A 19,817-nucleotide genomic window follows, 5' to 3' on the forward strand; every position below is an offset into this window, starting at 1 on the left:
CATGGTGCCCGTGGACAACGTGAAGGCCCTGGTCGAAGCGGTCCACGAGGCAGGGGCGAGGGGGTAGGAGCCCCCCTCACCCCGGCCCTCTCCCCCCGGTTGCGAGGGGAGAGGGAGACAGACGGCGGGGGCGTCATGCCGGCGCGGGGCCGGTTCCCCCTCCCCTGGTGGGAGGGGGGCAGGGGGAGGGGGTGAAAGGGACCCGCATGCTCACTCCGGCCCTTTCCCCCCGGTTGCGGGGGGAGAGGAAGCCAAACGGCGGGGGCGTTGTGCCGGCGCGGAGCCGGTTCCCCCTCCCCTGGAGGGAGGGGGGCAGGGGGAGGGGGTGAAAGGAACCAAGACGCTCACCCTGGCCCTCTCCCCCCGGTTGCGGCGGGAGTGGGAGACAGACGGCGGGGGCGTTGTGCCAGCACGGGGCCGGTTCCCCCTCCCCTGGCAGGAGGGGGATAGGGGGAGGGGGTGAAAGGAACCAGCATGCTCGCCCCGGCCCTCTCCCCCCGGTTGCGGCGGGAGTGGGAGACAGACGGCGGGGGCGTCGTGCCAGCACGGGGCCGGTTCCCCCTCCCCTGGCGGGAGGGGGATAGGGGGAGGGGGTGAAAGGAACCCGCATGCTCACCCCGGCCCTCTCCCCCCGCTTGCGGGGGGAGAGGGAGACAGACGGCGGGGGCGTTGTGCCGGCGCGGGGCCGGTTCCCCCTCCCCTGGCGGGAGGGGGATAGGGGGAGGGGGTGAAAGGAACCAACATGCTCGCGTACTTGGCCTGTCTCGCGGCCGGGATCGCCCTGGGGATCACCCTGGGGGCCCGGCCGCTTCTTCGTCGGATGCAGCAGCGGTTTCTGCCGGCCACGATCCTGGGGCTCTTGTTCTTCATGGGCGTGGGGATCGGCCGGGACCCGGACCTTCCGGCCAAGATCGCCCGGTTCGGGTGGGACGGGGGCGCCGTGGCCCTCCTGGCCGTGGGGGGGAGCGTGGCCGCGGTGTGGGGCCTGGACCGGCTCTTCCGGAGGCGGCCGTGACCGCGGCGCTGGTCGCGAGCGTGGTGGCCGGGGCGGTGCTCGCCCAGGCGGGCCTCCTGCCGGCGGGGCTCGTGGCCGCAAGCGGCGAGATCACCCGGTGGGCCCTCTACCTCCTGCTCCTCTGGATCGGGTACGACATCGGCCGCGACCGGGCGGCGCTCCGGCGGCTTTTCACGGCCGACCGCTACGCGCTGCTCGTGCCGGCGGGCACCGTGCTCGGAACGCTCGCCGGCGGGTGGTGCGCCGCCTGGGTCACGGGCCTGGGCCTGCGCGAAAGCCTCGCCGTGGCCGCCGGGTTCGGGTGGTACAGCCTCTCGGCCGTCATCCTCACCGACGCGGGCCACCCGGACCTCGGGTCGGTGGCGTTTCTGGCCAACGTGTTCCGGGAACTCCTGGCCATCGGGCTCATCCCGGTGGTGGCCAAGCGCCTCGGGCCCTACGTGGCCGTGGCCCCGGGCGGGGCCACCACCATGGACACCACGCTCCCCCTGATCGAGCGCTACGCCGGCGACGCCGCGGCCCTGGTGGGGTTCGTCAACGGCTTCCTCCTGAGCGCCCTCGTGCCGGTGCTCGTGCCGCTCCTCCTGGGCGGGGGGTGAGCCGGGCCCCCTCCTTCAGGCCGCCTCCTCGTAGGTCAGCCCGAACACGGTGTCGGCGAGCCAGCGCTTGAACCCCTCGTCGTCCATGAACCGGCGGAACAGCTCGGTGTCGTCCTGGAGGATCGCGGTCATCACCCGCACCAGGGCCTTGTCGTGCTCGATCCGGGCGTTTTGCCGGTCGGAGTGCTTCCGGGCGTTCTGGTAGGCCGGATCGGCCGCCACCCGGGCCGGGATCTCCTCGGTGATGAGCCGCCGGACCCGGTCGGCGTCGGACCACGGGATGTTCCCGAACCGCTCGTTGAACTCCCGCACGATGTTCGACAGCCGGTCCAGCTCGGGCTCCGGCTTGTGCCCCCCGGCCGAGGTCGGCACCGGGTCGATCTCGGCGTCCTGGTCGGCCAGGGCGATCTTCATGGCCGCCTGCTTCTCCACCCGGTAGCTCTCCATGTCGATGGCGTCTAGGATGCCCCGGGCCAGGTCCTCGTCGGGCGGGGCCGGGAGCTTGGGCACGAGAAACTCGAGGAAGATGGAGAGCTTCTCCCAGGGGGCGTGGGTGTAGGGCACGATGGCCGAGAGGAAGTTGTAGGTCCGCAGAAACGCCTTGGCCTTGCCCTTGAACTCCACCTGGCCGTCCTCGTCGAGTTCGGCCAGGTACGCGGCCACGGCCGCGTCGAGGATGGGGTCGAGCCGGTCCCTCGGAGCCCCCTCCAGGTAGAGCCGCACGAACTCCTCCACCTGCTCGGGCCCGTACACCTGGGCCCGGTCGAGGTCGGCCTGGAGGTCGTGGAGCTTGTTGGGGTCGGTCTCGTCGGCCAGGATCGTCCGGCGGTAGTAGGGCTCGAAGGCCTGGCGGATCACCTCGGGGTCGTTGACGAAATCAAGGACGAAGGTGTCGTGCTTCTTGGGGTGGGCCCGGTTGAGCCGCGACAGGGTCTGCACCGCCTTCACCCCCGAGAGCACCTTGTCCACGTACATGGTGTGGAGGAGCGGTTCGTCGTACCCGGTCTGGAACTTGTCGGCCACCACCAGGAACCGGTACGGGTCCTGCCGGATCTTCTCGGGGATCAGGTTCGACGGAAACCCGTTCAGGCTCGCCTCGGTCACCTTTTGCCCGCCGTAGTCGTACTCCCCCGAGAACGCCACGATCGCCCGGTAGGGGCTCTTGCGCTCCCGCAGGTAGGCCTCGATGGCGTGGTAGTACTGGATGGCCCGCTCGATGCCGCCCGTGATCACCATGGCCCGGGCCTCGCCCCCCACCTTCCCCTTGGCGATCACCTGCTCGTGGAAGTGGTCCACCATGATCTCGGCCTTGAGCCGGATGGCGTGGTCGTGGCCCTCCACGAACCGCTTGAGCTTCTTGCGGGCCCGGCGCACGTCGAACTCGGGGTCGTCCTCCACGGTCTTGACGAGCCGGTAGTAGCTCCGGACCGGGGTGTAGTGGGCCAGCACGTCCAGGATGAACCCCTCCTGGATCGCCTGCTTCATGGTGTAGGCGTGGAACGGCCGGTGCTTCACCGTGCCGTCGGGCTGGGGCACGGGCTCGCCGAAGATCTCGAGGGTCTTGTTCTTGGGGGTGGCGGTGAAGGCGAAATAGCTCGCGTTCGGCAAGAGCCGCCGGGCCTCCATGATCCGGTTCAACCGGTCCTCGAAGTCCTCCTCCTCGTCGTCGCCGCCCGCCCCGGCCAGGGCCTGGTGCATCTTGGCCGCGGTGCGGCCGCCCTGGCTCGAGTGGGCCTCGTCGATCACGATGGCGAACCGGCGGCCCGCGTGCTCGGTGCCGATCTCATCGAGGATGAACGGGAACTTCTGGAGCGTGGTGATCACGATCTTCTTCCCGCTCTCCAGGAACCGCCTGAGGTCCCCCGAGCGGTCGGCGTGGCCCACCGTGGCCCCCACCTGGGCGAACTGCCGGATCGTGTCGCAGATCTGGCGGTCGAGGATCCGCCGGTCGGTCACCACCACGATGGAGTCGAACACCGGCGCCCCCTGGCGCTGGAGCCCCACGAGCTGGTGCACCAGCCAGGCGATGGAGTTCGACTTGCCGCTTCCGGCCGAATGCTGCACCAGGTAGCGCCGGCCCGCGCCGTGGCGCGCGGCGTCGGCGAGGAGCTTTCGCACCACGTCGAGCTGGTGGTACCGGGGGAAGATCTGCCGCCGCCGCTTGCGGCCGGTGTCGGGGTCCTTCGTCTCCACGAGCTGGGCGTAGTTCTCGAGGATATCGGTCAGGCTCTCGGGGGTGAGCACCTCTTTCCAGAGGTACTCGGTCTTGAGCCCGTGGGGGTTCGGGGGGTTGCCCGCCCCGTCGTTCCAGCCCTTGTTGAACGGGAGAAACCACGAGGCCTTGCCCTTGAGCTCGGTGCAGAACCACACCTCGCTGTCGTCCACCGCGAAATGGGCCACGCACCGGCCGAGCTGGAACAGCGGCTCCCGCGGGTTGCGGTCGCGCTTGTACTGCTCGATCGCGTCGTGGACCGTCTGCTTCGTGAGTCGGTTCTTGAGCTCGAACGTGAACACCGGCAACCCGTTCACGAAGAGCACCAGGTCCAGGGCCCGCTGGGTCTCGTCGCGGCTGTAGCGCAGTTGCCGGGTCACGCTGAACCGGTTCTCGTGGTAGAGCTGCCGGGCCCGCTCGTTTCCGGGCGACGGCGTGCCGTAGAAGAGCTCGATGTGGTGCGGCCCGTGCCGGATGCCGTTCCGGAGCACGTCCACCACCCCGCGCTTCGCCACCTCGCCCTGGAGCCGGGCCAGGAACTTTCGCCGGGTGGGGCTGTTGGCCGTGAGATCGAGCTCCTCGGCCACCTCGGGCTGGGTGGCGTACAGAAACTCCCGGAGCTGCGCCAGGTCCACGCAGTAGTCCCGGTCGTAGTCCTCGGGCCGGCCCCCGATCCACCCGGAGCCCCCAAAGCCCTCGGGCTGCTCGCCGAGCGCCCCGGGCTCGGGCACCGTGCCGGGGTCGCACGGCGACCCCGTGAGCGCCTCGCAGATCAGCCGTTCCAAGCCCCGTTCGGTCGTGTCGGTGGGCATTCGTCCCTCCCCCTGGTCACACAGTCTGCGTGGGAGGGTAGACGGCTCCTCCCTGCCCGCGGTGCTCCGCCAAGAACCGCAACCCCCGCTCGAGACTGCCGAAGCAGGGCACTCCGGCACGGCGTACGATGTCAAAATCGATGCGTTGCGTGAACGGGAGCTGGTCTACCGTCGGCTTGTAGCGCCTCCCCGGGGGTAGTTGTTTTGAAAGCCACTCCTTGATGCCGCGCCGCGCCTCCCACGACTCGCGGTCCCAGGCTGGGAACCCCATGTACTCCAAACACGGCAAGAAAAGCACCTCGTACTCGGGGTGTAGGAGTACGTAGGCCACCGGGAATGGCGCGTTGAGCCCCCGGATACGGCCCGCCACCCGGGGGGCGAGGTCACGGGGGCAGCCGTCGTCCTCATCGCGGAGAATCAAGAGCGCCGCGGCGTCGCGCCGTTGCCGAACGAACTCCACCCCTGCCCGCACCCCTCCGCGCCCGCCCGGCGGCGGCTCCCACTGGTGCAAATTCGGCCAGCGAAGCGGTTTGCACCAAGGGATGAAAAGCCCGTTTTCCGGGGCGAGGCGTGACACCAGATTGTGCGCGGCCTCCACCTCGCCGTGCCCCTCCACGAGCAGGTATCCGCGCATCGCCTACCCCGAGGCGGCGTCCTCGAACAGATCCAACTGGAGCGCCCCAGTCAGGAACAGGTCCCCAAGGCGGAACAGGCTCGTTCGCACCGGTTCAAGCTCCTTCTCCGAAAGGCGGCGCACCTCGGTTTTCCCTTCTACGGCTTGGACTAAATAGATCACGTCCCGTTCGGGGTCGAGGAGGTCCAACAGGTGGGGACTGTGGGTCGTCACCAGAACCTGCGAGACCTCGGAAGCCTGGCGAAGGTAGTCATAGATTAGGGGTAGCGCCCCAGGGTGTACCGTGAGTTCCGGTTCCTCTACTCCGATCACTGGGAGCCGCGGCTCCTGGAGGAGTGCCGTGAGAATCCCGGCCACCCGGAGTGTGCCGTCGGACTGCTGCGCAGCTTCAAACCAGCGTTTGCTCTTCTCCCCCTTGACCTTGCGTTGCTTGAACTCTGCTATGAGGTGCCCGGCGGCACTTCGCACCTGAACGTCCTCAATGTCGCCGGTGAGCTTGTTCAGCCCTTTGATGAGTTCCTCCTTGGCCTGCGGGTCGCGGATGAGGTCGCGCAGTACCGACACCCAGTTCTCCCCATGGCGTTGCATGGGGAACGTGGGGTCGAACCGCTGAGGAACCCGAAGCTGGTCTGGAAAAATCGAATACACGCTCATCGACGCCAAAAAGTCGGCGAGCGGCTTGAACTGCTCCGTACCGCCCAGCGCCGTGAGCGCGAGCGACTGCTCATCGAGTCGCGGCCGCATGCCGGGTGGCCACCGGTCATACTTCCTGTCGAACTCCCAGTACTGGCTTCCCACGTGGATTCTGGCAGACTCTGACTTGACCCGGTACTCTTCCACCCGGTCTCCCCCCACAACGAATTCGTATGAGGCGGGCCCTTGTCCCAGGGTTATCGTGAGGGCGACCCGCACGTCGAACGGGTGTCCGGAGCTCCGGCGCCGGATGTTGTCAATGCCGCCCCGGTGGGTAATGGCCGCGGGCAGTCCTTGGGTGATTGAGTCCCGCACGAACGCGAGCACGTCGAGCAGGTTCGACTTGCCCGAGCCATTGGGGCCGATGAACACGGAGAGGCGACCGGGGTCGACGAACACCTTCGGCCCCATGCTTCGATAGTTCGACACCTGAAGGCGCGCGATCATTGCTGGTCCTCTGGTTGACGTTTCAGCCTTGCGATCAAGAGCTACAACGGTTTTCGGCGACGGGCTTCGATACCATCTTGTCCCCTACACCACCCGGCGCCGATCGTGCAACAGCCTCGGCTTCCGGTGGAGAATTTGTCAGACCTGCGTTGCCTCCGAGAAGTCACAGCCGGCGCGTGCCTCGCTGGCTTCTATCTCGTCGCCGGCTGGCTCGTCTTCCTCGGGTTCGAGTTCGTCCAGGTCCGGTTCCTCCTCGGGCAACCGCGCCGCCACCTCCCGCACGTCGAGTTTACCGGTAACCACATCGGCGATCAGACGGGTGCGAAACTCCTCGAGCAGTTCGATTTGACGCCGGGCGGTTGCCGTGGCGGCCTTGATTTTCTCTGATTCAGTCACAAGGGAGTCCCTTATGCATAACTGTTCCTCCACGGTGGGAACTGGAACCAATAGGTTGATGATGCGCTCTACCGCCAAGCCAGGTTGAGCTGCAGAAATAGAGTACTGGTTTAGGTTCATCGCCGTTAGTAGTGAAGCAAGCCACTCGATAACTATATCGCCGTGCGGCCTTGTAACCACCGCATGCTCAGATGCCCAAAATCGGCCACGGGCGACATGTACGTTGCCACAAAGAGCTCCCTGGCGCCCAATCAGTACGAAATTACCTTCGTGGGTATAGCGGCACGTAAAACCACGAATGCCGTTGCCGCCGAAGACAGGGTACTCACCTTCTGGTTCAATTGTGTCACTAGTGATTGCCTCGCCGCTTTTCATCGAGCACAGCGTCTTAAGACGCCGAATTTCCCAATGCGCCGGCACCTTGCCCAGCCACTCGACGCCCGAGTCTTTGTACGCGGGGTAGGGCTTGCCGGTGCGGACGTCGATCTGGCCGGTCACGGCCTGGTGGATGAGGGCCTGCTTGTACTCCTCGAGCAGCTTGATCCGCTTCCGCCGCGCCCGAATCACCCGCCGCACCCTCCGGTCCACCCAGTCCAGAAACCGCACGATGGCGGTTTGTTCGGGGAGGGGGGGGATAGGGATGCGGAGCCCTGCGAAAAAGTCAGCGGGCACGCGTTGTTGACCGGCAGCTCCGGTCATCATCTCGGCACCCAACTGTCTGATTTCCCGTAGCGTAGTGAGCAGGTAAACATACTGGGCACTTGCCTCCCGTGAAGGGCGGATAACATGAAACTCCGTAGATCCAAAGCCGAATTCGGTCGGGAGTCGATTGAGACAAGCACCCTTGCCATTTTCAAAGCACGGGGTGATCTTTGCTACGATCACATCACCCCGCCTAAAGTATGTCAGACCGTTCCACATCTCTTCGATTGGGCGAGTCTCCGAAGCGTCGTACCTGCCGTTGGTCCCAACTCGCTCCATCGGGAGAAAGACCGCTTGCGCGGTTTTCTGTTTCTCTGGGATCTCTGACTTGCTGGGATTGAGGCGTGCAACTCGCTTCATCGCTCGAACTTCCCAATGCTCCGGCACCTCTCCCAGCCACTCGACGCCGGAATCCTTGTACGCGGGGTAGGGTTTCAGAGCTTCGATCAAACCCGTCGTCAACATGGGCTTCAGAATCTCCGTGACGTTGAGCAGTACGGTTTAGGCCTTCGGCGGGGTCGGTTTCCGGCCTCTCCGCCGTTGCTCGTCGCGCGCCTCGAGGCGCGCCCGGGTCATGCGCTCGCGAAGGCCGCCCTCCTCCAGAAATGCCTTCTCCAGTTGCTCGATCTGCCGGTCGAGCAGGTAGGTCGTGATCTTGATGAGCCCGATGATCGCGTTGGCCGCGATGGCCGGGTCGGGGTGCTCCACGGCCTTGCGGAAGGTCTCGTAGTCGGCCCCCGGGGTCCGCGCGAGCGCCGAGAGCCGCCGGGCGTAGGGGTGGTTCTTGGGCCACTCCCCGATCCCCCGGAGCCGCAGGAAGTCCCGATAATCCTCGAGCAGTTCCTCCAGGCTCGCCCGGGCCACGTTGGTGAGCTTGATCTCCATCTCCTTCGAGGTGCCCGAGGCCATGCTGGCCTCCACGATGTTCTGCTTGCCCGACCGGGCGGCCTGCACCATCTGGTCCACCGTGCGGTCGCGGGCGTCGAGCCAGCGCTCGCAAAACCGCACCGTGGCCTGGTACACCACCAGGGCCCGCTGGTAGCTCAGGAGCTTCTTGTACCCGCCGTGGGGCGGGATGATCCGCTCGGGCATGGGGGCCCCTCCGTTGCCGAGACGGCGGGCGGCTCAAGGGGCCCAAGAGACCCAACCGACAGAAGGACCCGCCCCTTCCTTTTGTCTCTCAGGTCCCTTGGGTCCCTGGCCCTTACGCTTTCCCCAGAATCTCCTCCAACAGCCCCTCGGCCTCCTTTTCCACCGCCAGGAGGTCGGCGCGGATCTCCTCGAGGGAGCGCAGGGCCTTGGGCTTGTAGAAGTAGCGGTTGAAGCTGATTTCGTAGCCGATTTTCACCTTCGCGGGGTCGTACCAGGCGTCGGGGGCGTAGGGCAGCACCTCGCGCCGCAGGAACGAGGCGATGGCCTCGGCGGTGTCGGCCTCGGTGGGCAGGTAGCCCGGTTCGCGGCAGGCCGGGCACTCCAGGAACGGAATCTGCTCGGTGTCGCGCAGGTCGGTGTCGGGCTCGTACTCCACCACCCGGCGCTCGCCCTTGATCGTCACCTCGAAGAGCCCCCGGAGCGGGTCGGGTTCGGTGCCGGGGTTGTGGATCTTGCGGATCACGGGCGGGGCGTCGTCGGCGCGCTCGTGGGACTCCCGGAGTTTCTTGATCTCCGCCGCCGTGTAGGCCGTCCCGGGGTCGATGCCCTTGAGGCGCAGGGGCCGCTCCACCGTGACCTTCCAGTACCCGAAGGCGGCGTTGGGGAAGATCTTCGACTGCTCGGTCTCCTCGAACCGCAGGAACACCTCGCAGATCCGCTCGATGTCGGCCTCGGAGAGTTCGCAGTTCTTCTTGCCCAGGTTCTTCCGGAGGGGGGTGTACCAGCCGGTGGCGTCGATGAGCTGCACCCGGCCCCGGCGGTGGGCGGGCTTTCGGTTGGTGAGCACCCAGACGTAGGTGGCGATGCCCGTGTTGTAGAACATGTTCAGGGGCAGGGCCACGATGGCCTCGAGCCAGTCGTTCTCGATGATCCAGCGGCGGATGTTCGACTCGCCCTGGCCGGCGTCGCCGGTGAAGAGCGACGAGCCGTTGTGGACCTCGGCGATGCGGCTCCCGAGGGGGGTGCCGTGTTTCATCTTGGAGAGCATGTTCACGAGAAAGAGCATCTGGCCGTCGCTCGTGCGGGTGACGAGCGAAAGCTCCTCGCCCCGGTGCTGCACCACAAACCGCGGATCGCGGATGCCGGACTTGCCGCCCAGGCGTTCGAGGTCGGCCTTCCAGCTCTTGCCGTAGGGCGGGTTCGACAGCATGAAGTCGAACTCCATGGAGGGGAAGGCGTCGTTCGAGAGGGTGGAGTGCTCGGGCCCGCCCACGATGTGGTCGGCCTCCTCGCCCTCGCCCTTGAGCAGCATGTCAGCCTTGCAGATGGCGTAGGTTTCGGCGTTGATCTCCTGGCCGTAGAGGTGGGTGACCACCTGCTTGCCGCGCTCGGCCGCGAGTTGGCGCAGGGTCTCCTCGGCCACGGTGAGCATGCCGCCGGTGCCGCAGGCGCCGTCGTAGAGGAGGTAAGTGCCCGACTCGATCTGGTCGGCAACGGGCAGGAAGATGAGGCGGGCCATGAGTTTGACGGCGTCGCGGGGGGTCCAGTGCTCGCCGGCCTCCTCGTTGTTCTCCTCGTTGAACCGCCGCACGAGCTCCTCGAAGATGGTGCCCATGGCGTGGTTGTCGAGCCCCGGGAGCCGCATCGAGCCGTCGCTGTTCCGGACGGGCTCGGGGCTCAGGTTGATGCTCGGGTCGAGGAACTTCTCGATCAGGTTCCCTAGGGCGTCGGCCTTGGAGAGCCGGGGGATCTGGTTTCGGAACTCGAAGTTGTCGAGGATTTCCTGCACGTTGGGCGAGAACCCGTCGAGGTAGGCCCGGAAGTCGGCCTCGAGCTGCTGGCGGCTCGCCCGGGCCCGGAGGTCGCGCAGGGTGAAAGGTGAGGTGTTGTAGAAGGCTTGGCCGGCGGCCTGGCGGAGCGCGGCGTCCTGGTGGACGATGCCGGCCTCGTCGAGCCGCTTCTTCATCGCGAGCACGGCCTCCTTGGTGGGCTCGAGCACGGCGTCGAGCCGCCGGATCACGGTCATGGGCAGGATGACGTCGCGGTACTTGCCCCGGACGTAGAGGTCGCGGAGCACGTCGTCGGCGATGCCCCAGATGAAGTTGGTGATCCAGGTGAGTTGGGCCTGGCCCGGCTCCGTGGGCCCGGGGGCCGGGGCCGCGCGGGGTTGGGCCAGAGGCTCAGGCCGCGCCGGGGCCTGCCGGGGGGCTTCCCCGGCTTCCTCCGGGCCCGCCGGTGCCGCGGCCTCGGCCGGCCCCGCGAGCCGGACCGAGCCGCCCCGGCCCCGGCCGCGAACGACGCGGCCCTCGCGCACGAGGAGGTCCACGAGCGCGGTGTAGGTGCCGTCGGCCACCCCGAGCTCCTCCCGGAGCGCCTGGTTCCCGGCCGACCCGCCCCGGGCGGCCAGCGCCTCGAGGAATCTGCGCTTCAGGGCTTCCATGTCCATGGGTGCCAGTCCTCCCTCGCCGGACAAAGGAAAACCGGCCGCCTCCGCACCCCTCGTCGGGGCGGGAGCCGGCCGGTTCATCGGTTGTGGATCAGGTTCGGCGCGCCACGGTGCCCCCTTTCCTTTTGGCGCGGCGATTGTAGCGGGGGGCGGAGGCCGGGTGCAAACCCCCGGGCCGGGGGGAACCGAAGGGACCTAAGGGACGCAAGGGCCCGCGTCTCCCTTTTGTCCCTTCGGGTCTCCCCGCCTTTCCTACGGCCGCCAGGTCTCCATCACGGCCAGAGCCTCGCGCAGGAGTTCCTCGGCCCGCTCCTCGGAGTCGGCCTCGGTGTAGCAGCGGAACTCCGGGGCGTTGCCCGAGGGCCTGAGGTGCACGATCTCCCCCGAGGCGAAGGTGATCCGGAGCCCGTCGGTGGTGTCGGTGGCGGCCACCGGGCCGAACCGGCCGCCGAAGGCGGCCTCGATGGCCGCCGGCCCGCCCTCGGCGAGTTCGCGCACCCGGGCGAGGCTCACCTCGGTGGGGAACTCCTTGAGCCGGTCGCTCGCGGTGTACCGGCGGGGCAGGGCCTCGCGGAGTTCCGACACGGTTTTCCCCTCCCGCACGGCCAGAAGGAGCACGCCCAGGATCACGATGGCCGCGTCGCGGGTGGGCAGGGGCGCGAGTTCGGCCCGACCGAGCCCGATGGGGGAGGCCGTGAGGAACCCCCCGTTCGCCTCGTACCCCACCACGGTGCGGTAGCCCTCGGCCGCGGCCGCGAGCATGCCCTCGATCACGTAGGGCGACCCGATCCGGGTGCGCACCACCTTCCGGAACCACCCGCACTGTTCCACCGCGGTGTTGCAGCTCACCGGGCAAACCACAGCGTCGGCGCCGAGAAGCCGGGCCGTCAGGATGCCCACCACGTCGCCCCGGAGCCACTTGCCCCGTTCGTCGGCCACGAGGGGCCGGTCGCTGTCGCCGTCGGCCGAGACGAGGGCGTCGAGCCGGTGTTCGGCCGCCCAGCGACGGGCGAGTTCCACGTCTTCGGGCCGGATCGCCTCGGTGTCCACCGGGATGAACCGGTCGCTTCGGCCCAGCCGGACCACCTCGGCGCCGAGGCCCCCGAGAATCTCGGCCAGGAGGTCCCGGGCCACGGCCGAGTGCTCGTAGAGCCCGATCCGCTTGCCCCGCAGGAACCCCTCGGGGAAGGCGGCCAGGTAGCGCTCCACGTACCGGCGGCTGGCGGTGGGGTCCTCCGGCGGCATCTCGGGCGGCGCCACGAGGTTCCCCGCCGGGTCGAAGAGTTCGTCGGGAAGCTCCACCACCTGTTCCCGGATCGCCGCCTCGTCGCGCTTCAGGATCTCGCCCCCGGGCCGGGTGTACTTGATGCCGTTTCGGTCGTCGGGGATGTGGCTACCGGTCACCATGACCGAGGGGATGCCTTCCGTGAACCCGTAGAGGGCCAGGGCGGGCGAGGGCAGGAGCCCGCCGTTCACCACCCGGCCACCCCGGTCGGCCACGGCCCGGGCCACGGCCCGGAGGATCCGGGGGGTGGACGGCCGGTGGTCTCCCCCGAGGGCCACCGGCGTGCCGGGCCCGAACTCGCCGAACCCCTCGAGGTGCTGGAGGAACCCCAGGGTGTAGGCGTACGCCACCCGGTCGGTGATGGCCTGGGCCAGGCCCCGGGCCCCGCTGGTGCCGAACTTGACCCCTGTTTGTTCCATGAGGTCCTGGATTCGCATGGTCGCCATGTCGTCCTCTCCTCCCGCGCCGGGAGCCGATGTGCCCGGCGGCGTGTGGCATGAAATGAAACCGAGGCGGGCCGCAATCAACCAGGGGTTGACCGTGTGAACGGCCCGCCGGTAGCCTTGCGCGGCGATTTCCCGTGGGCATGCCGAGGCAACGATGGGGTCCTTTCTTCGAAACGTCAAGATCCGCTGGAAGCTTCTGGCCGTGGTGCTGCCGCTTGTGCTCGGACCCATGGCGCTGGCGGCCGCGGCGGTGGGGTATCTGGCCAAGGAGCTCGCGATCGAGGGGGTCACGCGCACGAGCCGCGACGACCTCGACCACATGGCCGAGTTCGCCCTCGATCTCCTCGCGGCCCACCACCGTCAGTTCGAGGTGTACCGGGAGGACAAGAAACGGGTTCTCCGGGCCGAACTCCAAAGCCTCCTGAATCTGGCCTACGGCCTGGTGGAAGCCCAGCATCGTAGGGAAACGGAAGGGGCGGTTTCCCGCGAGGCGGCCCAGGCCGAGGCCCGCCGGGCCCTGAAGGCGGTGAGCGTGGGCGACACGGGGTACCTCTACGCCATGACGAGCGCCGGGGTGCTCACGGTGCACCTGGCCCTGGAGGGACAGGACATCTCGAACTCCCGGGACGAGGAGGGCCGCGCCTTCATCCGGGAGATGTGCGCCCGGGCCACGGCGGAGCCGGACCGGGTCCACTTCATCGTGTACCCCTGGCGGAACCCCGACCGGGGGGAGGCGACGCCGCGGCGCAAGATGGTGGCCTACCGGTACGTTCCGGCCTGGGACTGGATCGTGGCGGCCGGCGCGTACCTGGACGAGGCCTACGAAGACCCGGCCTTCGAGCGCAACGCCTTCGAGGACCTGAAGCGCCGGATCAAGGAGAAGCGGGTCGGCCGCACCGGGTACATCTACGCCATGACCACCGGCGGGGTGCTCACGATTCATCCGTTTCAAGAGGGGGCGAACATCCTCGACGCCCGGGACCACGAGGGCCGGGCGTTCATCCGGGAGATGTGCCGGCGCAAGGAGGGCTGGATCCGGTACCCCTGGCGCAACGAGGGGGAGCCCGAGGCCCGGTGGAAGATCGTCCGGTACCGGTATTTCGAGCCCTGGGACTGGATCGTGGCCGTGGGGTCCTACGAGGACGAGTTCTACGCCGAGGCCAACCTGATCGAGGGCCGGATCCTCGTGGCCGTGGTGTCGCTGGTGGGCCTGGTGGGGGCGGTCGCGGTGGGGCTCACCTTCGTGGTGGCGGGATGGATCACCCGGCCGGTCCGGGAGCTCACCGGGGCGGTGCGGGAGGTGGAGCGGGGGCGCTCGGACGTGCGGCTCGACGTGCGCGGCAACGACGAGCTCGGGGAGCTCGCGGCCGCGTTCAACCGCATGCTGGGGGAGCTCCGGCGGGTGCGAGAGCTCGAGGCGGAGCTCGGGCGGCAGGGGAAGCTCGCGTCCCTGGGGGTGCTCGCCTCGGGGGTGGCCCACGAGATCAACAACCCCCTGGGGGTGATCCTGGGCTACGCCTCCCACATGGAGCGCAAGCTTCCCCCCGAGGACCCCAACCGGCGGTTCGTGGAGGAGATCCGGCGGGAGAGCCTGCGGTGCCGCCGGATCGTCCAGGACCTCCTCCAGTACGTGCGGGTGCCCCGGCCGGCCCGCCAGGAGGTGGACCTCCACGCCCTGTTGGACGAGATCCTGGATTTCGCGGCCCACCACATCGAACTGGGCCGGGTCGAGGTGGTGCGACGGTGGAGCCCCGGCGTGCCGCCCCTGCGCCTGGACCCCGACCAGATGCGGCAGGTGGCGCTCAACCTCGTGCTCAACGCCGGGGCCGCCATGGAGGGAGAGGGCACGCTCACGGTCTCGACCGCGGTGGGCGAGGGGGCCGTGGAGATCCGGTTCGAGGACACGGGCCCCGGCATTCCCGAGGAGATCCGCGACCGGATTTTCGAGCCGTTTTTCACCACCAAGCCCCGGGGCACGGGGCTCGGGCTCCCCATCACCCGGCAGATCGTGGAGCGCCACGGCGGCGCGATCCGGATCGAGAATCGGGACGAAGGAGGGGCCCGGGTGGTGGTGCGGTTGCCGCTGGACGAGGGGAACGGGTGATGGCGCGCGAGCCGAGGATTCTCTTCATCGACGACGAGCCGGGCCTGTGCCGGATGGTGGAAACCGTGCTCGCCGACGAGGGCTACCGGGTGGACACCTTCACCCGGCCGGTGGAGGCCCTCGAGCGGTTCGAGCCGGGCACCTACGACGTGGTGGTGACCGACGTCAAAATGCCCGGGATCGACGGCCTGGAGATCCTGGAGCGGGTGCGGGCCCGCGACCCCGACGTGCCGGTCATCGTGATCACGGCCTACGCCACCGTGGACCTCTCGATCCAGGCGCTCCGGAAGGGCGCCTACGACATGCTCACCAAGCCCTTCGAGCCCGAGGAGCTCCTGTACCGGGTGCGAAACGCCCGGCAGCACACGGCCCTGGTGGCCGAGAACCGGGAGCTGCGGGACGAGCTCGAGGGCCGGGCGGTCACGGCGGACCTCGTGGGCGAGAGCCCGCGGCTCCGGGCGGTTCTCGAAATGGCCCGGAAGGTGGCGGCCCGGGATCTGCCGGTCCTCGTCACGGGCGAGTCGGGCACGGGCAAGGAGCTCGTGGCCCGGGCGATCCACCGGTTCTCCCCGCGGCGGGAGGCCCGGTTCGTGGCCCTGAACTGCGGCGCCCTGCCCGAGTCGATCCTGGAGGGGGAGCTCTTCGGGTCGCGCAAGGGGGCGTACACCGGCGCGGACCGGGACCGGCCCGGGCTCCTCGAGGAGGCCGACGGCGGCACCCTGTTCCTGGACGAGGTCGGGAACCTGCCCATGGGGGTCCAGAAGAGCCTTCTGCGGTTCCTCCAGGAGAAGGAGTTCCTGCGGCTCGGCGACCGCACCCCCACCCGGGTGGACGTGCGGATCGTGTCGGCCACCAACGCCGACCTCAGGGCGGCCGTGCGCGAGGGCCGGTTCCGGGAGGACCTGTTCTACCGGCTCAACGTCATCACCCTGGAACTGCCGCCCCTCCGGGAGCGCACCTCCGACATCCCGCTCCTGGCGAACCACTTCCTGGCCCAGGCCAACCGGCGGTTCGGCACGAAGCTGCGCGGGTTCACGCCCGAGGCCATGCGTGCCCTGGTGCACCACCCCTGGCCCGGGAACGTGCGCCAGCTCAAGAACGTGGTGGAGGCGGCGGCCGCGGTGGAGGACCGGGAGCGGGTGGGCCTCGACGTGGTGCGGCAGTTCCTGGAGGCCGACGAAGGGGCCCCCGCGGGGGTGGCGGCGGCCGAGGAAACCTACGCCGCGGCCCTGGCCCGGTTCGAGATCGACTACCTGCGCCGGCTCCTGCGCCGCACAGAGGGCAACGTGGAGGAGGCGGCCCGGGTCTCGGGCATGAACGTGGCCACCGTGTACCGGAAGATGAAGCGCTACGGCATCCGCCGGGAGGACTGCGTGGAGCGGCGGGGCGGCTAGGCGGCTGGGCAGCTAGGCGGCTAGGCGGCTGGAAGCTCCGGTAGGCCGCGCAGGGCGCGGCCTGTTCGCAGGACCAATGACGTTCCGCTCTCGGGTCCTCGGCGCCGTGGCTTGGCCCAAGGGACCGCAGACCGTGTCAGGTGCCAGAAGTCAGAAGACAGAAGACAGAGGGTTTCTGACATCTGTCCTCTGAATTCTGATCACTGGTACGGCTGCCGCTCCCGCACCGGGCCCCGACCCGGGGTTCATCTCTTGTCGTACTGCCCCCCGCGGCGGATGCGGGGGCCTCCAACGCGGAAGGCCCCTGATTCGCAAATTTGCGAAACCCCCTCGCTCTCCCTCGCAGCACTGCGACTCCTCCCCGCTGGACCCGCGAAAATGCCGTTTGCCTCCATGAAGACCGGCTCAAAGCCGGAACGGAGGCCTCCCCCTTTTCGCGCCCGTGCAAACCAAAACCGGTTTGTCGTCGCTTCCGTGTTCCTTGGTGTGTGAAAAAATTCCGGGAGGTCAATAGGTTATCCGAAAATCAGCGGAGCGTTTCTCCTTTTGGCCCTCCCCTTGCAGATCCCGGGGCAACCCCTTCCGGACCAAGGAGGTGCCGGAGCCATGGTGGACGTCTGCCCCTTTTACAGCCGGTCGAGGCGCGGTCCGTGCGAGGTGGGCTCCTGGCCCATCTCGCCCCACGAGGCCGGGATGATCGCCCGCCACTGCCTCAACCGGTACGAGGGGTGTCCCCGGTACGAGGTGCTCCGCGCCCGGCAGGAAGCCGAGCGGCGGGCCGAGGAGGAGCGGACCATGGGCGCCGAGGTGGCCGCGGTGGAGCACCGGCTCCGGACCCCGCTTACGAGCATCCGGGCGTTCTCCGAGATCCTGCTCCGGTATCCCGACGATCCGGTCCGGCGCGAGGAGTTCGTCCGGATCATCCACGACGAGGCCGTGAGGCTGTCGGCCGCCGTGGACGAGTTGGTGGAGGATCTGGCCGGCCGCAGGGGGCCGGTTCCGGTGGAACCGAAGGAACCCAAACCGAAGGGAGGAAGGACGATGGCAGCGACGACGAAGAACCGCGGGTGGGCCGTGGTGGCCGCCGGGACGGGGATCAACCTGGCCCTGGGCATCCTCTACACCTGGAGCATCTTCAAGGGGGCGATCCGGGCCTCGGTGGAGTCGGGTGGGCCGTTCCGGTGGGATCTGGCCTCGATCAACGACCCCTACGCCGTGTGCTGTCTCGTGTTCGCGTTCGCCATGATCGTGGCCGGCCGGGTGCAGGACCGGTTCGGGCCCCGGCTCACGGCGCTCCTCGGCGGGCTCATGGTGGGGGCCGGGTTCGTCTGGATCTCCCAGACGACCAACTACTGGGCCTGGATCCTGGGATTCGGCGTGCTGGCCGGGGTCGGGATCGGGTTCGGGTACTCCGCGGCGACGCCCCCGGCCCTCAAATGGTTCCCCCCGTCCCGCACCGGGCTCGTGGCCGGGATCGTGGTGAGCGGGTTCGGGCTGGCCTCGGTGTACATCGCGCCCCTGGCCCAGTATCTCCTGGGGGCCTGGGGGCTCCAGAAGGCGATGCTCTTCTTCGGGGTAGCCTTCGCCGTGGTCGTGAGCGCCCTGTCGCTCCTCCTGGTGAACCCGCCGGCCGGGTACCTCTTCGGCGAGGCCGCCCGCCGCACCGACGAGAAGCGAAAGCAGGCCCCGTCGGTGCGTTCCCGCGGCGACTTTCGGCCCGGCGAGATGCTTCGCACGCCCACGTTCTACATCCTGTGGACCCTGTACCTCATCGGCTCGGGCGCCGGGCTCATGGTGATCGGCAGCGTGGCCGGCATGGCCAAGGCGAGCCTGGGCGAGCTCGCGTTCGTGGCCGTGGCGCTCCTGGCGGTGGGGAACGCGGCCGGCCGGATCGTGGCCGGGGTGCTCTCGGACCGTATCGGCCGCACCAAGACCCTGATCGGCATGTTCCTCTTCCAGGCGGCCCTCATGTTCGCGGCCGTTCCGGTGGTGGGCGGCGCGACCCAAAGCGCGGTGCTCCTGGTGGCGCTGGCGACCTTCATCGGGTTCAACTACGGCACGAACCTGTCGCTCTTTCCCTTGTTTGCGAAGGACTTCTGGGGGCTCAAGCACTTCGGCACCAACTACGGCATCCTGTTCACGGCCTGGGGCGTGGGCGGGTTCGTGATGGGCCGGTTGAGCCAGATGCTCAAGGCCTCGACCGGCAGCTACAATCTTTCGTTCCTGGCGGCCGGAACCCTGTTGATCGCCGGGGTCGGCCTCGCCCTGACCCTGCGGGAGGGCAAGCGCTACCAGATCGAGCGCGCCGTCGAGGAAGAGGCCGCCCCGGCCGTGGTCCCGGAGGTCCGGCCCGGCGCCTCGACCGGCACGGCCTGATCCACTCCGGGCTCTTTCGGGAAGGGGAAGGGCGCTCCGCCTTGGGGGCGCCGAGGGAGGAGCGGGGCCCCGGCGTAGGTCCGGGGCCCCGGTTTTTTGTGCTCGTCGGTGCTCGAAATCTCACACCCGGGGGCCGACGAACACCAGGACCTTGGCCGGAGGTTGGGGTGGGTGGAAGACCGGCATCGAGAACACGTCGAACCCCAGGAACTCCCCCTTGAGCACGAGGCATTCGCCCCGGCCGATCACCCGGCCCTGGGCGTCGTAGGCGGCGGCGACGATCTGAAGGTCGTGCTCGGGTTCCGCCCCCGGCCGTAGGCGGATCTCTCCGTTGACGGTGGTTAGTTCATCCCCGTCCCATGAGGCGTAGAGCCCGGCGAGCTCCACACCCGAGCGTTCCTCCAGGTCCGCCTTCCTCTCGACCGAAATCTCTTTCGACGTGGGCATGGGGCGTCTCCTGTCGGCAAACGGTTGCCCGGATGGAAGCCGCCGGTTTCCCCCGGTCCGGACGAAACGTACCTGCCGCCGCTTGTGGGGGGCCGGGGGGGATATCCTCCCCCGTTTTCCTTCGTCGGTCGCCACCCCGGGGGGCGACCAAACGTACCACGGCGTCTCGGCATCGGCCAGCCGGGCTCCCCGCCCCACGCATCTAGGGTGTTGTGCCTCGCTGCGCGGTGGTGCGGGGACCCGTGCAGCCCGCCGGTTCGTTCGGTCGTTGCACGCGAACGGCCCCCGTTGGGCGGGCCGTTCGCGTGGGGGCCTGTCACACGGCGCCCGGCGGGTTCGCCGGGTCGTACCGGCTCATCAGGAAGATGGCTTTGGTGGGGCAGGCCATCATGCAGGCCCCGTCGCCGATGCAGTTCTCCGGGCGCGCCACAACCGCCACCCCGTCCCGAATCTCCAGCACGTTGGGACCAAGTTTCTTGCACAGCGCGACGCAGTGATTGCATCCTAGGCACCGCACCGGATGAATCTCGGGGATGTTTCCCTTCACGAAGGTTCGGCCGAACGCCTCCGCGATCTCCGCCTGCACCGTTTTCTTCTCCATGACTCTTTCCTCCTCGTTTCGTGGGGCGAAAGGGTTCGTTGCCTCCAGCGTAGCGGCGGGGGCGGGGGCTGTACACCCGTAACTTTTTGGTAAGACACGAAAAATCTTTCTGCGGG

Annotated in this window: 14 protein-coding genes and 1 pseudogene; 6 read left to right on the top strand and 9 right to left on the bottom strand. The window is 68.6% G+C overall.

All coding sequences use genetic code 11. From position 1 onward, the window contains the following. Nucleotides 1–742: 742 nt before the first annotated feature. Nucleotides 743–1,015: a LysO family transporter gene (locus ACY0I8_RS01235; RefSeq protein ID WP_459940016.1), complete on the top strand. Its 273-nt coding sequence runs from the start codon at nt 743–745 to the stop codon at nt 1,013–1,015. After that, on the top strand, nt 1,012–1,614 hold the full coding sequence (locus ACY0I8_RS01240; protein ID WP_459940015.1) for a LysO family transporter: 603 nt from the start codon (nt 1,012–1,014) through the stop codon (nt 1,612–1,614). Before ACY0I8_RS01235 ends, ACY0I8_RS01240 begins: the two co-directional genes overlap by 4 nt. 15 nt (nt 1,615–1,629) lie before the next feature. Here ACY0I8_RS01240 and ACY0I8_RS01245 read toward each other — a convergent pair whose 3' ends face one another. The 7 genes from ACY0I8_RS01245 to ACY0I8_RS01275 all read right to left on the bottom strand — a co-directional run bounded on the left by ACY0I8_RS01245 (nt 1,630) and on the right by ACY0I8_RS01275 (nt 12,779). Continuing rightward, the gene (locus tag ACY0I8_RS01245; protein WP_461393250.1) at nt 1,630–4,638 is read right to left on the bottom strand and encodes a type I restriction endonuclease subunit R; all 3,009 of its coding nucleotides are present in this window, start codon (nt 4,636–4,638) and stop codon (nt 1,630–1,632) included. Nucleotides 4,639–4,654: 16 nt separating this feature from the next. After that, nucleotides 4,655–5,098, bottom strand: coding sequence for a hypothetical protein (locus tag ACY0I8_RS01250; protein WP_461393251.1), 444 nt, complete (start codon nt 5,096–5,098; stop codon nt 4,655–4,657). A 177-nt stretch (nt 5,099–5,275) separates the two neighbouring features. Then, nucleotides 5,276–6,412, bottom strand: coding sequence for an AAA family ATPase (locus ACY0I8_RS01255; RefSeq protein WP_461393252.1), 1,137 nt, complete (start codon nt 6,410–6,412; stop codon nt 5,276–5,278). Between the two features lie 138 nt (nt 6,413–6,550). Continuing rightward, nucleotides 6,551–7,975, bottom strand: coding sequence for a restriction endonuclease subunit S (locus ACY0I8_RS01260; RefSeq protein ID WP_461393253.1), 1,425 nt, complete (start codon nt 7,973–7,975; stop codon nt 6,551–6,553). Nucleotides 7,976–8,011: 36 nt separating this feature from the next. Beyond that, nucleotides 8,012–8,602 (bottom strand): four helix bundle suffix domain-containing protein, encoded by a 591-nt coding sequence (locus ACY0I8_RS01265; RefSeq protein WP_461393254.1) that lies wholly within the window; start codon nt 8,600–8,602, stop codon nt 8,012–8,014. A 112-nt stretch (nt 8,603–8,714) separates the two neighbouring features. Continuing rightward, nucleotides 8,715–11,048: a type I restriction-modification system subunit M gene (locus tag ACY0I8_RS01270; RefSeq protein WP_461393255.1), complete on the bottom strand. Its 2,334-nt coding sequence runs from the start codon at nt 11,046–11,048 to the stop codon at nt 8,715–8,717. 252 nt (nt 11,049–11,300) lie between these two features. Beyond that, a complete protein-coding gene (locus ACY0I8_RS01275; protein WP_459940013.1) occupies nt 11,301–12,779 on the bottom strand; it encodes a phosphomannomutase in 1,479 nt (492 codons plus the stop codon). Between the two features lie 154 nt (nt 12,780–12,933). Between ACY0I8_RS01275 and ACY0I8_RS01280 the strand changes: the two genes are divergently transcribed. The 4 genes and pseudogenes from ACY0I8_RS01280 to ACY0I8_RS01295 all read left to right on the top strand — a co-directional run bounded on the left by ACY0I8_RS01280 (nt 12,934) and on the right by ACY0I8_RS01295 (nt 18,653). Further along, on the top strand, nt 12,934–14,883 hold the full coding sequence (locus ACY0I8_RS01280; RefSeq protein ID WP_459940012.1) for a cache domain-containing protein: 1,950 nt from the start codon (nt 12,934–12,936) through the stop codon (nt 14,881–14,883). Then, on the top strand, nt 14,883–16,277 hold the full coding sequence (locus ACY0I8_RS01285; RefSeq protein WP_459940011.1) for a sigma-54-dependent transcriptional regulator: 1,395 nt from the start codon (nt 14,883–14,885) through the stop codon (nt 16,275–16,277). Before ACY0I8_RS01280 ends, ACY0I8_RS01285 begins: the two co-directional genes overlap by 1 nt. A gap of 795 nt (nt 16,278–17,072) precedes the next feature. Next, nucleotides 17,073–17,231 (top strand): annotated as a pseudogene (locus ACY0I8_RS01290) (histidine kinase dimerization/phospho-acceptor domain-containing protein); the annotation flags it as partial. An 87-nt stretch (nt 17,232–17,318) separates the two neighbouring features. Then, on the top strand, nt 17,319–18,653 hold the full coding sequence (locus tag ACY0I8_RS01295) for an L-lactate MFS transporter (RefSeq protein WP_459940076.1): 1,335 nt from the start codon (nt 17,319–17,321) through the stop codon (nt 18,651–18,653). 120 nt (nt 18,654–18,773) lie between these two features. Here ACY0I8_RS01295 and ACY0I8_RS01300 read toward each other — a convergent pair whose 3' ends face one another. Both ACY0I8_RS01300 and ACY0I8_RS01305 read right to left on the bottom strand, forming a co-directional pair. Further along, nucleotides 18,774–19,100, bottom strand: a complete 327-nt coding sequence (locus tag ACY0I8_RS01300; protein ID WP_459940010.1) for a hypothetical protein — start codon at nt 19,098–19,100, stop codon at nt 18,774–18,776. 316 nt (nt 19,101–19,416) lie between these two features. Further along, nucleotides 19,417–19,701, bottom strand: a complete 285-nt coding sequence (locus ACY0I8_RS01305; protein ID WP_459940009.1) for a 4Fe-4S dicluster domain-containing protein — start codon at nt 19,699–19,701, stop codon at nt 19,417–19,419. Nucleotides 19,702–19,817 lie beyond the last annotated feature (116 nt).

The organism is Deferrisoma sp., assembly GCF_054681715.1.

Coding starts and splice junctions, on each gene's coding strand:
- ACY0I8_RS01300 (WP_459940010.1), bottom strand. CDS start 19,100: ATGCCCACGTCGAAAGAGATTTCGGTCGAGAGGAAGGCGGACCTGGAG.
- ACY0I8_RS01265 (WP_461393254.1), bottom strand. CDS start 8,602: ATGCCCGAGCGGATCATCCCGCCCCACGGCGGGTACAAGAAGCTCCTG.
- ACY0I8_RS01245 (WP_461393250.1), bottom strand. CDS start 4,638: ATGCCCACCGACACGACCGAACGGGGCTTGGAACGGCTGATCTGCGAG.
- ACY0I8_RS01285 (WP_459940011.1), top strand. CDS start 14,883: ATGGCGCGCGAGCCGAGGATTCTCTTCATCGACGACGAGCCGGGCCTG.
- ACY0I8_RS01235 (WP_459940016.1), top strand. CDS start 743: ATGCTCGCGTACTTGGCCTGTCTCGCGGCCGGGATCGCCCTGGGGATC.
- ACY0I8_RS01275 (WP_459940013.1), bottom strand. CDS start 12,779: ATGGCGACCATGCGAATCCAGGACCTCATGGAACAAACAGGGGTCAAG.
- ACY0I8_RS01270 (WP_461393255.1), bottom strand. CDS start 11,048: ATGGACATGGAAGCCCTGAAGCGCAGATTCCTCGAGGCGCTGGCCGCC.
- ACY0I8_RS01255 (WP_461393252.1), bottom strand. CDS start 6,412: ATGATCGCGCGCCTTCAGGTGTCGAACTATCGAAGCATGGGGCCGAAG.
- ACY0I8_RS01280 (WP_459940012.1), top strand. CDS start 12,934: ATGGGGTCCTTTCTTCGAAACGTCAAGATCCGCTGGAAGCTTCTGGCC.
- ACY0I8_RS01260 (WP_461393253.1), bottom strand. CDS start 7,975: ATGTTGACGACGGGTTTGATCGAAGCTCTGAAACCCTACCCCGCGTAC.
- ACY0I8_RS01305 (WP_459940009.1), bottom strand. CDS start 19,701: ATGGAGAAGAAAACGGTGCAGGCGGAGATCGCGGAGGCGTTCGGCCGA.
- ACY0I8_RS01295 (WP_459940076.1), top strand. CDS start 17,319: ATGGCAGCGACGACGAAGAACCGCGGGTGGGCCGTGGTGGCCGCCGGG.